Origin of the sequence: Lentimonas sp. CC4, assembly GCF_902728235.1 — a bacterium.
Lineage (GTDB): Bacteria > Verrucomicrobiota > Verrucomicrobiia > Opitutales > Coraliomargaritaceae > Lentimonas.
The window spans coordinates 2,959,054-2,974,999 of the sequence record NZ_CACVBO010000001.1 but is presented as its reverse complement, the minus strand read 5'-3'; the positions used below and the strand labels follow the sequence as shown (position 1 = coordinate 2,974,999).

13 protein-coding genes are annotated in these 15,946 nt (G+C 52.6%); 4 read left to right on the top strand and 9 right to left on the bottom strand.

All coding sequences use genetic code 11. From position 1 onward, the window contains the following. Positions 1–65: 65 nt before the first annotated feature. Positions 66–794, top strand: a complete 729-nt coding sequence (locus GZZ87_RS12790; RefSeq protein WP_162024971.1) for a hypothetical protein — start codon at positions 66–68, stop codon at positions 792–794. Between the two features lie 10 nt (positions 795–804). Here GZZ87_RS12790 and GZZ87_RS12785 read toward each other — a convergent pair whose 3' ends face one another. The 6 genes from GZZ87_RS12785 to GZZ87_RS12760 form a co-directional block, all read right to left on the bottom strand. Further along, the gene (locus GZZ87_RS12785; protein ID WP_244648096.1) at positions 805–2,172 is read right to left on the bottom strand and encodes a Gfo/Idh/MocA family oxidoreductase; all 1,368 of its coding nucleotides are present in this window, start codon (positions 2,170–2,172) and stop codon (positions 805–807) included. Positions 2,173–2,389: 217 nt separating this feature from the next. After that, positions 2,390–3,919 (bottom strand): sulfatase, encoded by a 1,530-nt coding sequence (locus GZZ87_RS12780; protein ID WP_162024972.1) that lies wholly within the window; start codon positions 3,917–3,919, stop codon positions 2,390–2,392. Positions 3,920–3,925: 6 nt separating this feature from the next. Then, on the bottom strand, positions 3,926–5,212 hold the full coding sequence (locus tag GZZ87_RS12775; protein WP_162025253.1) for a Gfo/Idh/MocA family oxidoreductase: 1,287 nt from the start codon (positions 5,210–5,212) through the stop codon (positions 3,926–3,928). 24 nt (positions 5,213–5,236) lie between these two features. Further along, entirely contained in the window at positions 5,237–6,040 is an 804-nt protein-coding gene (locus GZZ87_RS12770; protein ID WP_162024973.1) for a ThuA domain-containing protein, read from the bottom strand. 19 nt (positions 6,041–6,059) lie between these two features. Beyond that, positions 6,060–6,962 (bottom strand): ThuA domain-containing protein, encoded by a 903-nt coding sequence (locus GZZ87_RS12765; RefSeq protein ID WP_162024974.1) that lies wholly within the window; start codon positions 6,960–6,962, stop codon positions 6,060–6,062. A gap of 5 nt (positions 6,963–6,967) precedes the next feature. Continuing rightward, entirely contained in the window at positions 6,968–7,843 is an 876-nt protein-coding gene (locus tag GZZ87_RS12760) for a sugar phosphate isomerase/epimerase family protein (RefSeq protein ID WP_162024975.1), read from the bottom strand. A 124-nt stretch (positions 7,844–7,967) separates the two neighbouring features. On the opposite strand from GZZ87_RS12760, the gene GZZ87_RS12755 reads away from it, so the two are divergent. Next, a complete protein-coding gene (locus tag GZZ87_RS12755; protein WP_162024976.1) occupies positions 7,968–8,708 on the top strand; it encodes an AraC family transcriptional regulator in 741 nt (246 codons plus the stop codon). Positions 8,709–8,934: 226 nt separating this feature from the next. Here the strand turns inward: GZZ87_RS12755 and GZZ87_RS12750 are convergent, their stop codons facing one another. Then, positions 8,935–9,768: a glycosyltransferase gene (locus GZZ87_RS12750; RefSeq protein WP_162024977.1), complete on the bottom strand. Its 834-nt coding sequence runs from the start codon at positions 9,766–9,768 to the stop codon at positions 8,935–8,937. Between the two features lie 10 nt (positions 9,769–9,778). Between GZZ87_RS12750 and GZZ87_RS12745 the strand changes: the two genes are divergently transcribed. Then, the gene (locus GZZ87_RS12745) at positions 9,779–11,296 is read left to right on the top strand and encodes a flippase activity-associated protein Agl23 (protein WP_162024978.1); all 1,518 of its coding nucleotides are present in this window, start codon (positions 9,779–9,781) and stop codon (positions 11,294–11,296) included. Next, positions 11,293–12,135, top strand: coding sequence for an FAD:protein FMN transferase (locus GZZ87_RS12740; protein WP_162024979.1), 843 nt, complete (start codon positions 11,293–11,295; stop codon positions 12,133–12,135). The genes GZZ87_RS12745 and GZZ87_RS12740 overlap by 4 nt, the downstream gene beginning before the upstream one ends. A 362-nt stretch (positions 12,136–12,497) precedes the next feature. On the opposite strand, the gene GZZ87_RS12735 is transcribed toward GZZ87_RS12740, so the two are convergent. Together GZZ87_RS12735 and GZZ87_RS12730 are read right to left on the bottom strand one after the other, a co-directional pair. Next, positions 12,498–14,498: a hypothetical protein gene (locus GZZ87_RS12735; protein ID WP_162024980.1), complete on the bottom strand. Its 2,001-nt coding sequence runs from the start codon at positions 14,496–14,498 to the stop codon at positions 12,498–12,500. 7 nt (positions 14,499–14,505) lie between these two features. Next, the gene (locus GZZ87_RS12730) at positions 14,506–15,765 is read right to left on the bottom strand and encodes a DUF3142 domain-containing protein (protein WP_162024981.1); all 1,260 of its coding nucleotides are present in this window, start codon (positions 15,763–15,765) and stop codon (positions 14,506–14,508) included. Positions 15,766–15,946: the final 181 nt, after the last annotated feature.

The window sequence follows — 15,946 nt, the reverse complement described above, 5'->3', positions numbered from 1 at the left end:
AAGAATGTCTGTGCCACTTATCAAATCTCAGCTCTCAGGTTTCCACTCTCAGCTCTCAAATCTCGATGACAGCACCACTCGTTTATCTCATCCTAGGCATCCCCGGCAGCGGCCGTCGCGAAGTTCTCTTTGACCTGCTCAAAGACGGCGTCGACGCCAAAGAGCAAGTGCTCTACTTCCGCCCCGAAGGCGAAGTCGACTGCACGTTCGACGAACAAATCGAAGCACTCGACAATGTCAGCATCGTCGACTGGAAGCTCGACAACGCCAAGGTCACCCATGGCAAGATCGACGCCGCGCCAGAGCGAATCATCTTCCTCGCCCCCGGCACCAGCGATCCCGCTGATGCAGCCGAAGCGGTCAAAACATGGACGGATCACAATACCTGCCAGATCGGTCGTATCATCACTGTCACGCACTGTGCCTTCCTCTCCGAAAACAGTGCCGCACAAGCATGGTTCGACGCCTGCATTCACTTTTCGGACATCGTCCTGCTCAACCGCCGCGAAGATGTAAATAACAAGTGGATCAGAGCGTTCGAGATGGGCTATCATAAGCAGTTTTCACCCGCTCGCTTCCTCATGGTTAAGAAAGGCCGTGTAGCGAACCCGCTCGAAGTGCTTGAGCCCGAAGCGCGCCGCCTCTCCCTCTACTTTGATGAGCTTATTCCGATTGAAGACGATGAGTTCGAAGACGACGAGCAACCGCAAGACACCAAGCCCGATAAATACATCGAGCGCCTAGAGAGCGGACACCGCGCCTACCCTGTGCCAGACATCAAGAAGCTACTTTAAAAATGGTGCTCTAGCCGTTCATCGTCCAACCAGCACGGTATGCTTTGGTCAGATATTGGTTGGCTGCCGCATTGTTAGTAAACTGCCCGCGCACGGCATCATAGTCGAGCGAACCTCCCGCACGGAAAGCCGCGAGTCCGAGGCACATGGTCTCGATCATGTTGGCACTATATTCGAAGTTACAAGCAGTCTCGGAGGGCTTGCCGTTCTTACACGCTGCAGTCCACTGCGCTTGAAAATTCCCAAGAGGTGGCGTGAGTTCGCCTTTGCTACGTGGTTTAAAATAAGTGAGGTCGGTTTCTTTACCTGATGGGTAGAGTAAACGATTCTTAAAGTCAGCAATGATGAATCCCTTATCGCCCTTGAACATCGCGCCGTGGCCGATCTTCTTAAGATCGATCCAACTAGAAGGTGATTTAGGCATCGCGCCTCCTTGATACCAAGTGACACGCGTTTCTCCACGCCAGTCGTTCTTCGGAAACATATAAGTGGACGTCAGGTTAACCGGTGTCACCTGGGGATTGAATGGCTCTGAAGAACTTGCTTTAACTGAGGTTGGCAAGTCGGCATCGAGTGCATTCCAAACAAGATCCATAGTGTGGCTGCCCATATCCCCCATCTGGCCAATGCCAAAGTCCCAATACATATTCCAATTCAGGCAGTTGGAGCCGTTATTCTTAGACACATACTCAGGGTTGAACGGATGCTCCGGCGATGGTCCGAGCCATAGATCCCAATTCAAGGTCGAGGGAATCGGACTGACACCTGGCAAATAACCCGGCTTTGGAATCTGACGATTACCCCACACATGCACATCCTTAACGTTTCCGATCGCTCCATCATGAATCATCTCACGCAGGCGGGAGAAGTTATCATATGCGTGGCGTTGCATGCCAACTTGAGTGGCGAGCTTATCCTTCTTAGTGAGATACGTGGCTCGCACGGTGCGCGCCTCTTCGACAGTGATGCCGAGTGGTTTTTCCATATAAACGTGCAGGTTACGATTGAGCGCCCAATTCGAAATGAAAGCATGATGGTGGTCGGGGGTGCAACACAGCACCGCGTCAATGCCTGGATGATCGAGGCACTTGCGCCAATCCTTGTAGACCTTCGCTTTCGGAAAATGCCGCATCGCATCCGGCAGGTTCAAATCGTTCACTTCACAAATCGCGACGACGTTCTCACTCTTGAGCGTTCCATAGTGCGCTTTCGCGCGACCGGAGGCACCAATCAGCGCGATGTTGAGGCGGTTACTGGCAGCACCGGCACCAAATAATGAGCCAGAAGGCATGAGTAGCAGCCCTGCTCCAGCGAGTGCACTTTTCTGAATGAAGCCGCGGCGAGTTGCGGTTGTTTGCGACAATGCGATTTTCTTCATAATATTTGTGGGGTGATGTGATTTATCAATTATCCTAGATTCAGGAGTTAGAAGTTAGGAGTTAGGAGTCAGAAGTTAGTCCTTGGTAATGAAACGCTTACGAGAGCATTTCCTGTCGCCAATTTGGCGAATCGAAGATTCTTCATAAAGCACTGATATTCAGCTTCTAACTCCTGTCTTCTGACTTCTAACTACTCTTTTTATCAATTATTTCGATCTACATAGAAGGGACTACTGGCCGAAGCTCGTTGCCCTTCGCATCGACGGGACACAAGGCTTCTTCAGCCTCTAACTGAGCGACCATCGCCCTCACCATTGCGTTGAGCTTCTCAGGATTCGACTTTGCGAGATTTGTAGACTCCGCGAAGTCGTCCTTTAAATTAAACAGCTCGTAGTGTGATTGTTGTTTGTTCGTTTTCGGATAGTAGTGATAGACGAGCTTCCAATCGCCGTTTCGATAGCTGGTAAAATACTTACTGCGGTGATCATGCGGGAAGTGCATCAAAAACGCATCGGGGTGCGACTTATCACGCTCGCCCGTGAGCAGTGTTTTTAGTCCATAGCCATCGTAGATATATTCCTCTGGGTTCATCGCGCCTGCGACTTCAAGAATTGTGGGATACAAATCCATGATCGTGCCGAGTTGTGTCTGGATCGTCCCTGCAGCAATCGGCAATTGCTGCTGCCATGCATTCGCTGCATCAGGCTTTGCCCATGCAGCGATAAAAGGCACACGCATGCCGCCTTCGTAGTGCGTGCCCTTTTTGCCTTTGAGTGGAGCGGCACATCCGACTTCATGTGAGCTGCCTAGCGGCGCATCAGTGCCGTTGTCTCCCAAGAAAAAGATTAATGTATCCTCTGCCACGCCGAGCGTCTCTAGGTGATCCATGATGTCGCCGAGCGATTTATCCATACCCTCGACTAAAGTCGCAAATGCTTGTGCCCGCGCCGGCTTATCTGAATCGGCGTAGTTCGCAGCAAAGCGTGTATCCGATTCAAACGGCGAATGAAGCGCATAGTGTGACATATAGAGGAAGAACGGTTCCTCTGCTTCGACTGACTTAGTGATTTCTTTGTTGGCTTCGAGCGTCAACGCCTCGGTCAAAAAAATATCGCTATCATAGTAAGCCTCTAAATACGGCACATTATGTGTCATCTTCTTTGCATACTTAGGATGATTCCCATAATGATTACTCGCCAAGTAGCTTTTAGGACGCCCCCAAGGAGCACCACCAATATTCACATCGAACCCAAGGTTCAAAGGATCAGCACCCTCTGAATCAAGCGGCCCAAAGTGTGCCTTACCTAGAAACAGTGTGCGATAGCCCTCCCCTTGTAAGATGCGTGGCAAGGTCACATCTGCCTTTTTCAAACCAGACCAATTCCAATCACTAGGACCAAACTTACCCTTATTATTTCCCTCCGGTCGAATCCACTGCGTCGTCGCGTGACGTGTGGCATTCTGCCCGGTCATAAGTGTTGCCCGTGTCGGCGAGCACACACTCTGCGCATAGAAGGTGCTAAATCGGGTGCCCTGAGCAGCAAGGCGCGCCATGCTCGGCGTTCGATACCATTCGTTCAACGGATAGACCACTGGGTCGCCAGCATCGTCCGTAAGAAACGGCACTGACGTATCCATCACCCCCATGTCATCAACTAGGAAAACGATGATATTGGGCTTTTTCGCGGCACTCGCCGACATCACGAGTGCTGCGAAAGCGAACAGTGAAGTGGCTAAAAAATTCATGAATAATTATCGATCACGGAACTTAATTTCTTTGCCAGGGATCGCAGCCACTTCGGCTGGCATCACGACGGTGCCACGCTCGAAATCAATCGGACTCGGAGCTAGTTGCATCGCGTAATAAGGAGACTTTTGATTGGCGACCAGATCCACCCAACGAACTAACTGCCCAGTATAAGCAGAGATGCGTCCACCGATCGCACACAGCGTCGACTCCGCTACGGTTTGAGCGCAATTCAACGGCGTCCCTGAGCCTCGGGCACTTTTAATTAATTCCACATGCTCTTGGATCTGACTCACACCAGACTCTAGTTTGATGTCAGCCACAGACACATCATTGCCCTTTACTTTAGAGCCGATGGTCTGCCCTTCAGTGCCTCGAAAGCTCTCGCCAACACGATTATAGCAACCCGCAATCTGACGACATTGACTATGAATATGCACGCCATCGCCGTAATCGACATCCACACTGAAGAAATCGAATTGGTTGCCTGTCTCGCGGCGCGCGCGCCCCCCCATGCCTGTAAATGAGACTGGCGTGCGCCCGACATACCAATTCGCAACATCGAGCTGATGCACATGCTGTTCAACGATGTGGTCACCAGAGAGCTCGGTAAAGTTCAGCCAGTTGCGCGTCATATAATGCGCATCACTCTGATCTGGTTTACGTGAAGAAATCCATGGCACTTGGCCGTTCCACGAAACGACTCCGCCCACAATATCGCCAATCGCACCTGCTTCAATCTTCGCCTTCGTCATCTGATAGCTCGCATCGTATCGACGCTGCGTGCCTGCGATGATGGTCAACCCCTTCGCCTTGGCGAGCTCTCCAAGCGCGATCACTTTACGCGCACCTACAGGATCGACTGCAACGGGCTTTTCGATAAAGCAATGCTTCCCAGCTTCAACACAGGCTTCTAAATGTTGCGGACGAAAGTTTGGAGGTGTCGCCATTATGACAAACTCGGCATCGGACTCCGTCACCTTTCGATAGGATTCATAGCCTGAATACCCCTTCGAAGCATCGATCTTGAATCGTTTGATCGTGCCATCGACACGATCCTCAAAAACATCTGCGACGGCTACGACTTCAACCTCGATCCCGAGAATCTTACAGGACTGCAAGAACTGCCCGAGTGCCCCCTTGCCTCGTCCGCCACAACCGATCAATCCGACCTTCGCCTTTTGAGTGCCGATACCGTTGACAGTTTGCGCACCCAGTATGTTGAAAGTGGAAACTGCGGCGACAGACACCGCTGCTGCTTTTACAAAATCGCGTCGTGAGAAATTATTCATGATAACTGGTGGGATATGTTTTTGTTATTTAGTAGATTGGATATTTTCGGAAACAGACTGTCCGGCCGCCCAAAGGAAGCCGCGGGTTATCATTTCCATATACTCGGCCTGCAGCATGGTTTCGTTGTGATGGCCAATCGTAGTGGCAAACACACGGGTCTTGTTTGGTCCATAGGCATTCACCCAGATATTAGTATTCATCTTACCTGTCTTTTTAGACTTCGATTCAGCTAATGGTGTAGCCGTTGGGTAAATTTTATTAATATAATAGAGTTCTCCGTTCGGCGTCGTCCAATTGATCATGCCTTGCATCACCTCATGCTCTGGCTCAGTGATCTGCACTTCGAAGGGATGCTTCGGTCCATGTCCTGGCGAATGCACACCACAGAACTTAAACCACTCCTCCTTCGTCGGCCCCTCGCGGTAGCAGTGCATGGTGCAGTGAACAAGCACTGCCGGCACGCCATCGCGGTGCGGTTTCAGAATACTTTCAATATATTCGGGATCACCGATCTTCGCGAAGCATTCGTTATGAACGACCACATCGTAGCCCTTCGCCCAGTCTGGGTTCTTATAAAAGTCTAACTCAAAGCTGCCGTCACTGGTGCGTTGATGCAGAACCGTCCACTCCACTTTCATTTTGGAATTCAGGTCAATACTTGCGGGAATCACTTCGCGCTGTGCGTCGTAATCATGACAGCACCCGCCAGTGATGAGTAGTGCCTTGATAATCGGGCCTTTTGCCTTTTTCGGTTTCGCAGATGCAGTGCTGCACAGCGACAACGCTGCGAGTAGCACAACGAGATATAGGGTAATTTTTCGTAACATAATAAAGTGGGGGTTTTAGTTATTTCTTCTGAGGTTTGGGATAATCTTGATTCAGCTCTAATTCAGCATCACTCGGTGTGCGAGATGGCACGCCGCCCTCTGGCACGTCGCCCTTCGCTGTCCAGAGCACTGCGTTGAGCACGAGCTTTCGGAAGTCATCTTGCTGCCAGTTCTTATGAAAATGCCCACCCGTAAATCCGAATCCACGACCACCATCAGGGCGCTCGTAAGCCCATGCCACATGCTGTTTCTGGCCAGCACTCACTTCAGCCATAACCGTAGGATTACTACCACGCCTCTTATCTTTCGCACGCGAGGTCAAAGTGCTTACTGGCGGCAAAGCAGACAGAATCGGAGTCACTCCCATCATGTCTGGTTGAAAGCGCATGTGATAATACCACTCATCGCGAATTGTAAACGGCTCCACGCCATTTGTGATCGGGTGCTCTGGGAATTCGGTAAACTCCGCATCCCAATGTGGATTCACTGACCAACCTATTTCAAAATAACCACCGATCCAATCTAGGAACTGCTGCCCCAGCACGTCAGGCTCGACTTCGACTCCAAAATGTAAGCAAGACACACCAACGCCAGCGTCCACCCAAGTTTGAATTTCATCTTGATGCTCCTTTGCCATGTGGCGCTTAAATCCATCGCAATACATTACGATCGCATCCGGCATTTCGTCAGTCTCAGGCCAAGCGCCATTATCGACGACACTGGCTTTCACATCGAGACCGCTCTCGTTGAAGCAGCGAGCCAGTAACATGGATCCCGCACGGTGCTCATGCGCCCCGTAGCCGTGGCTCTTCTTTCCTGCCAAAAAAATGATGTCTTTAGTTGTTTCAGCAAACGCAGCCTGCACTCCACAGAATCCAAGAATGAGACTTAATAAAATATTAGGGGTTTGTTTCGCTTTCATAAATATTATGTGCTCTGACAGCTTTTTGAGGTGATGTGTTGCCAAGTATTTCGAAGAAAGTTCAAGCCCTCAACCGACAACTGCTCGGGACTGTTATATAAAGGACGCCAGATCGCTGCTGCGCGCGCAATTACTTGATTATCCTCAGAGAAGCTCTCGATCACGATATCACCGTCATAACCAATCCGCTGTAACGCAGAAAGCACGCCGGTCCAGTCCACATGATCCTGGCCCAACAGCCCGCGATGACTCGCACTCGCATGCACATGCCCGATATAGTGTGCGTGCTCGAGAATCGCAGCAGCAGAGTCGTTCTCCTCAATATTCATGTGAAACGTATCAATGTGTATTTTTAGGGCAGAACTCCCTACGCGGTTAATTAAATCGACCGCTTGATGTAATGTATTAACACAATCTGTCTCAAACCGATTGAGCGGCTCCATCGCTAAAGTTACTCCAACAGCTTCCGCTTTATCACAAATCGGCTTCAGCGCGGACGCGATTTGCTCCAATTGCTGCTCACGTTCCTCAGCCGTGTGACTCCCGGCACGCCCGGTTGTCGAATAAAACGGACCACATACAATCTTTGATCCCAATCGAACGGCCAGATCGATCAGCTCATTCAAATAGGTCACAGTCGCCGCAACTTCATCTGTATTCCCACGCAAGTCGCGCCCAGTAGGAAATGCGCCACAGATGATAGGGCATGACATTTCAGCTGCCTCCAACGCTGCCGACAGTTTTGAGACAGTAACCTCACTCGGCTCTACGATAGCGAGCTCGATGACTTCAGCTCCATAAGACTTGAACTGCTGAATCAAAGGTAGATCTGCATCGGTAAATCCGGAGCTAACAAGAAAAGTATTAAGGCCTAAACGCATGTGGGTATATATGTTGGACGGGTATGCTAACTAGAGTAACAGAACCATGGTTAAAATAACTTGGAAATTTTAAGCATTTATGTGTATATATTCGGCATTAATTCAAAACCTCAGTCACGGAACAATGAATACGCACCCTACCATCCCCCACCAGAACCTAGACCCAAACAGTATTCTCGCGCTGTTCTCTGCACTCGGTGACGTCTATTTCTTCATGAAAGATCGCAACGGGTGCTTTATCGGAGCCAATAACCTACAATTGGAAAAACTCGGTCTAAGCAGCGAAGAAGACCTCGTAGGTAAGACCGACCTCGACTTCTTTCCTAGCTACATGATCGCTCACTACGCTAAAGATGACGCACAAGTGATGGACAGCGGTGAACCTATCCTGCGCCGCGTCGAGTTAGTCGCCAACCCCGATGGCTCGGTGTCTTGGCACGTCACCAGTAAATTCCCGCTCTACGACAACCAAGGAGCCTGCGTCGGCATCATCGGCTGCATGCGCGACTTCGACCGTAGCGACAACGCCTGGCAGCCCTACCGCCGAATGAATGCGGTGGTCGATTATATCAACCAGCACTTTTCCGAGCCCATTGAGATGGCTCAGCTCGCCAAAGTCGCCAACTTATCGATCAGCCAATTCGAGCGCCGTTTCCGCACCGTCTTTGAGCAGACGCCCTCCCGCTTTCTTATCCGGTATCGACTCACGCGCGCCAGCCAGATCTTAATGCACAGCGACCACACCGTAAGCGAGATCGCCCAAGAAGTCGGGTTTTACGATCACAGTCACTTCACCCGCGAATTCCAAAAACTCTTCGGCATGGCTCCAGGCCGCTACCGCAAGACGCATAACAAAGGTGAATAGTGTGACGCTCTAGCCATAGGAGTTTGATGGCCACAAAGAGGCACTTCCGAGCGCAGCGAAAATCAACCGAAGGGCGAAACACGAAAATTCCTGCTGTTCGTTTTTGTCCTTCTTCGTGCCTTTTTTGGCTAAAATTCAGTGGTTTGGATTTTCATTACTCACGAAAAGTAAGAAGGTATCGAAATATGAAATGACATTCACCCGAAGGAGCGATCACCGCCAGTCATCAATCAGGACTACTCCCCGCGCGCTTCATCCGTTTCCGAATACGCAACAGCCCGCCAATCATCCCCCACGCGTCACGCAGCGGCTTCACCTTGCCTCCGGGCATTTCCCGCCATGGTATCGCCATCTGCTCGATCTCACAACCATGTGCGACCAAGGCCTGCAGTAACTCTACGTCAAATACGAAGCCGCGCTCCATCAATTGATCTCCCACCACGCGATACGCCTTTCCAGGAATGACCTTTGCCCCGCATTGCGTATCTTCAAAATCAATCCCAATCAGCCCGCGCACTAAGGCAGCAAATATCCGAAACGATAACGCACGTGACCATGGACGATGCGTCGGTGTATCCACCGAATCACGACGAATACCAATCACACCTGTATTTGGAAACTGCTCACACGCACGTTCGATCAAGCGCAGGAGCGACCCTGCATCGATCGCGCCATCGGCATCGACAAAGGCCAGTAAATCCGCTTCTGGACATGCATCCCACGCCTGATAGATCGCCCCGCCCTTTCGCGAGCGCTCTTCAAACAGCATCGCTTCAACATTTGGATAAATGACCTTCATGCACTCAACCAGTGCCGAAACCTTGCCTTTCTCCAGTGGAGACGAACCATCGTCCGCCACGATCCAACGCACGGAGAGGTCAGAGCTCGACAGCGCTTGTGCCAGCTTCGGCCCAAACAGTTCCAAGCGTCGGGAGTCATTCCAGACGGGCGTTACCACTACAATCTCTATATTTGAGGGGAGCACAGTCGTAAAAAAATACAGAATGCCTAACAACTCAACGGCAAAGCAAGATTGCAGGCAGCAAATAAGTCGCTTCATATGGAGCTTAATGTCGCAACATCTCATCACAGTCATCGCATGGGTCAGTATTTTCATACTGTCGCTTGTGCTGCGTCTGCATGACTTAGAGCAACGACCGATCCACGCCGACGAAGCAACCGGCGCACGGATTCTCGCCCAGCAATTGGCAGGCGAAGACTATGCATTCAACCCACAGCATTTTCATGGGCCACTACTGAGCCTCACGTCGATCCCCATCGCTCAGACCCGCGGAGAAGACACATGGGCGCAGCTCACTACCACGACCTTGCGCCTTAGCTCTGTCATTGCTGGCGTGCTACTGGTATTTATCCCGCTCCTATGGCGACGCTCCATCGGCACTTGGGGCGCATTAGCCGCGGCGGCATTGTTAGCGAGTTCGCCACTACTGGTCTATTACAACCGCATGTATATTCATGAGAGTCTACTGACATTGTTTAGCCTGCTGGCCTGCACTGCAGTCTTTCGGCTCACAGAAAAACCGACAAAGCGCATGGGCTTACTCACTGGTCTCGGCATGGGCTTGATGTTTGCGACTAAGGAAACCTTCGCCATCTCCATCCTTGCATGGCTACCAGCCGTAGGGATCTGCTATTGGTTCCAGCACCCGAAACCACGCCTTAGCCCCGCACATCTGCGTCCCTATATTCTGCCTGCCCTCCTACTGACGCTCACAGCATCCCTGAGTGCCGCCTATTTTTACAGCGATGGCTTTCGCTCCCCGCAGGGTATCATCGACGCGGTGCGCACCTACTTCGTTTACGAGACCACTGCGGGTCACGAGAAAAGCTGGAGCTACTATTTCGAGTTTCTCCTATGGCCCAAACAGCAGCTCGGCATTTGGTGGAGCGAGGCACTCATCGGCCTGCTCGCTGTGATCGCCGCCGTATTCGCAGTGCTGAAACGCGTGCCGCACCCAGCCGTGCTATTTCTATCCATCGCAACCATCGGTCACTTTATCATTTATAGCAGCATCGGCTACAAGACACCTTGGCTGATGATGGTGCCATGGGCACATGCCTGCTTGCTCGCTGGCTATGTGTTCAGCGATCTCTCAAATCTGAATAAGCGCTCCCGTGTCATCCTCACTCTGTTGCTACTCACAGGACTCGCCTACCAAACCAAACAAAGCCTCCACGCCAGCGGTCGATTCTCCAACGACATACGTAATCCTTACGCCTACGTGCCGACGAGTAAAGACGCGCCAGGCATCGAGCGCTGGTTACAGGAGTTGAGCGCAATGTCCGGCGCGCCTACGCTCAGTCCCATTGCTGTCGTCGGTCAAGAATACTGGCCCCTTCCGTGGTATCTGCGTAGCTTCGAAACCGTGGGCTATTGGCCTGCTCCCATTGAAGACCTGACCAAGTTCCCCATCGTCTTTGCCATGCCTGCGCAACAGCTAGCTTGCGAAGAGCTACTGAGTCGCACACACGTCACACTTCCGCGCGGACTACGCGCCAACGTCTCCACCACACTTTACCTACGCAACGACATCTGGCAGCGCTGGATGCAAACCGCTGAAAAATGAGCAACATCCATCAATTCGACCACAACGCGATGAAGTGCACCTTCGTCTTTCGCATCGTTTCAGACGATGAGAAGCTAGCCCACACGGTCGCATACACTGCGATCACCCTGCTCGACGAAATCGAAAATACACTCAGTCGCTATATCGAAGGGAGTGATGTCTTCCGCATCAACCACATGGAGACCGGTCAAACATTGCTAATCAGCGATATGTGCTACGACTGTATACGACAGGCCGCCGAAGCACATGAGCAAACCGGTGGCCTGTTCGACATCACACTCGGCACAGTCATCGAACACCAGAAGAACGAGCTCCAAGGCGACACCCCAACACTCGCAGGCAAACTCAGCATCGATCCAAACCGCCCCGCCATCACTTGCGAAGCAGCAGGCCGAGAGATCGACCTTGGCGGTATCGGCAAAGGCTTTGCACTCGATCAAATCAAACTGTTGATGGAGGAATGGGGCATCGAATCGGCACTACTCTCAGCCGGAGCCAGCACACAACTCGCATTCGGCTCGAAGACATGGCCGATCGAACTCAGCGGCGATCAGAACGGGCAGAGCATTGAATTGAGCAACCAAGCCTTAAGCGCCTCAGGTATTGGCATCCAAGGCAGCCACATCGTGTCGCCGATCTCCAGCGACGAGCCCAGCTACCACTTTAAGCGCGCTTGGATCCTACAGCCCAGCGCCGCCATGGCCGACGCCTGGACCACCGCACTCATGCTAATCGACCCCGAGCAACTCCAAGCATTTGAAGCACCCGAGAACACCCTCTACTTCGAGACGGAGACTGGCATTCAAAGCCTGCAAGCGATGCAAGCGAGTAACGACTAGGCGGATTCACACCTATTGCACGACGTAGGTGTGCGGGGAAATACTTTAACCACGAAGGTCACTGAGACACGAAGGCTTAGAAGACTATGAATCCGAGCAAATCACCCACTCAAATACAGCGTGCTGGCTCCGTGTCTTTGTGTCCTCCAGCGAAGCGAGTGGTTTAACTCACGCACATCATGATTTGTAATAAAGTGCCGCGGCTTATGCGGATCTACTGAACGCGTGGGAGGGACGGCCTCCGCGCCGTCCGCCGAGCCTCAGCACGGAACCGAAGCACCAGCACACCGCAGGACGAGGCAGAGCTCGTCCCTCCCTAGTGGGTTGAGCTAAGAATCTCAGACGCGTCGCAATCAAACTACCTACTCCGCAAACGGCTCAAACAACGCCAAATCCACCTCTGGAAACCAATTCACCTCTGCGGCCGCGGCACCCAGCTCCGTCTCTGGACAACGCACGACCAGTAACTTATAGCAACGATCCGCCGCCTCTGGATCGCGCAGTCGCAACCAGTCACCAGCTTGGCAATAAATACGCGCGGCATCTTCATCATTATTCGGCAACAAGCCCGCCGCCAACTCCGCAAGCTGCGCCGCACGATACCGATAGTGAAAGCGCTTATTCGGGCGCACCACGGTCGCCGCCGCTCGCTTCGACTCTTCCCATGTCATTTGGTTGAGTCGAAAGTTCGGCTCATAATAATTTTCCGCGCGCTCCTCATACGTATCGCCCCACTCAAAGGATCCACCATGCCAAGCAAAGTCAGGTGCTAGTTCACTTCCGACAAGCGACATGCCATAGTCACGCATCAGTCGCGCAGCAGCCCAATACTGTCGCGCTCGACTCGCAGCATCGGCCTTAGAATCACTCGCGCCTCGCATCGCAGCTACATACTCGCTCGCGATCGTCTGCACCTCAGGGTCGAAAAATTCCAGCGCTGCGTCAAAGCGCCCTTCACGCATCAACCTCCGAGCAATCAATGCATGTGCTCCGTCAAAATCAGAGTGCACCGCATCTGGATCCACAGGCTTCAATTGCTTCCCCCATGCAATCAACTCATCCACATACAATACGCGTTCCAATACATAGGCACAATCCTCCCAGCTCCCCGACTTATTAAAGCAATCCGCAGCCTGAACAAACGACTTCTCCCGTAGCATCAAAAGCCCCAACTCGCCCCACGCATGCTCCGCATTGACTCGTCTCCAGTCCACACGACCGGCGTCCATTTCCGTCGTCAGAGCCAACATCAAGGTGCGCCCTTCTTCGATACGCCCATCCCGTAACAGCAACTTACTACGCACCCACAACGCCAAGCCGTCTTGCGCATCCGCATATTGAAGCCACAGCCTCGTCGCCGAAATATTATTCTGTTGATATTCGATCAATGCAAAGCGCCCCGCCTCCTTCAAGGTCAACGCATCTGGCGATGGCAACGCACTCAAGAAGCGCTGCAGATTCGTCGACTCGCCATAACACTCAGTCATGAGATATGCCGTCAACACCGCACGCGCATCCGCATCACGCACTAGGCCATGTAGCATCGCGGCATCCGCATTCTCAAATGCTTCACGCGCGGTCACGCTCAGGCTCCACGACGCATTATGATACCCCGCCCCCCACTGCTGTAGATACAAGCGGATCGCCAATTCATAGCGCTCCTTCAAGTCAGATCCATATAGATAGTAACGTGCCTCGCGCCCATAGCTCGCAGCGGCTAAGCCTTGCGCATCCGTATAGCCCTGCGCCACCAAGGCACGCACCAACTGAAAATACTTGGGCGCATCCGTCTCTCCCAACTTACCAATCATATAAGCCGCCATCACCGCACGCGCCTGTCGCACGGGCTCGGGCAACTCGAGCACCGCCTGCCAATGCACACGAGCGGCATCAAAGTCTTTTTTATAATACGCCAACGCACCGTCCAAGTAATATTGAAATGCTTCGGGTAAAGCACTCGGCACACTCAATGCCTCAAACGCAGCCAGTGCCTCTGCCCGCTCAATCTCATCCACGGGCGGTTGATAATACTCAAACTCCTGCCGATCTAAATAGTCTTTAGCCTTATTGAGCACCTTCCTAAATTCTCGATACTTCGCCAACAGCTCAACCTGCGCATCAGCATCCAACCCACTCGAAGCCAGCACTTCTGCCAATTCCATTTCAGGGCTCAGCACTTCATCCAGCACCGCAGTATACGGCACGCCCTCAGGAATCAAATATTTCAGCTCCGCAGCAAACCCCACTTCTGGCGGCGCATAAAACACATCGTCGTTACGCAACACATACGCCTCGGGAATCCAAGGCCCACAGGCGAAACAGGAGGAAATAGAAAGAAGAAATACAGTAAAGAAACGTGTCATAAAAAAGTTATGGAATGAGTGTAAAATGAAGTGCGGCCTCGGCATCCATCCGCAACCAACCGATCGTCCAGCGCGTGCCTTGCGGCAAAAGTGGTGCCGCCATCGTATCTGGCCATTGAAAAGTCAGAGCATGATCTGGCTCAGTCTTGACGCTATAATTACGCTGCCCATCCCAGGCAATGACCGCAGCATCCGCCCATTCCACCGTCACTTGTTGCGGCGGCTCCATCGCCAACAAGGAGCGCTGCTCAAGTTGTATCTCAATCAATCCATCGGCCTGCGCAACGCCCTGCACCTGCCAACTCGACTGACCAACATGCCCCGCCATCACCGCACGCCAGGTCACCGCATCCCAATTGAACCGCTCCCGCCCAATCGGCAGGCGATACCAAATCACCCCTTCGCAGTGATCAGGAAGCGCATTCTGCAAGGCACGCACGACTTCCGACAGCGCAACAGGCTCTGCACGAATCACGCGATAGCGTAGCTCCGGGTCATCGACCAAAGGCGCATTCTCGCCCGACACTTTGACTAATGCCCCCGCCTGATCAAAGCCCACGCGATACCCATACGTCGGCAGCGCAACATGATACGGCACAGAAAAAGCACTCGCCTCCGCAGCCCAACGCAGCGCGTCGTCAGGATCACACAGCATGACGTTCGACTCAATCGAGTCGGGTCGCTTCACACTGTGCACCTGCAATACAAAATGATCCGTCAGCCCCACCAATTCACCAAAGGCCTGCGGACGCGTCATCCACGTCGGCAACGTCGTGACCGATAGCGGCACCTCACCCAGCACCGGACGCAACGCGCGCAACCACTCCGCATAGCCCTCCAATTGACGCGTCGCACAATCGAAATCAATCTCCACTGCGGCAGCAACCACACCAGTCGCACGCGCTTGATCCAACGCCACACGCACTTCGCTCAACAAGCGCCGCGTCATAGGTTGATCCGCATCAAACGGTCCACGATAATTCCCAACTCGAACCGCAAAACTTATCGGGAGCGACGTCGCAGCCAGCGCTTCGTAATCGACTGGCACACGCACTACCGATCCGCCATCCGCCGAAGGCGAGAGCTCCGCAACCAGCACGGTAAGACCATCCAACTCGGCAGCATGCGCCTCAATCGAATCAATTAAACGCGGCGTCCACTGACGCTGCCACACATACGCCTGATGCGGCACATCCACCGCACGCAGCACACTCAAGCCGCAAAGCAGAAGTATGAAGCATCGGAAGACTGGTAGCGCACAAAACATGTTGCATGATGCTTAAATCGGCACCGCAAATCATGCAAGTGAGCTTTCTGAAATGTGAATAAGTTTCGGCGATTCGAAAGAACCTCGGCCTAAAAATGATAGATGCTAACACGCATTGTTGGGGAGGGATGGCCTCCGCGCCGTCCGCCGAGCCTAAGCACTCAACCTAAGCACTCAACCA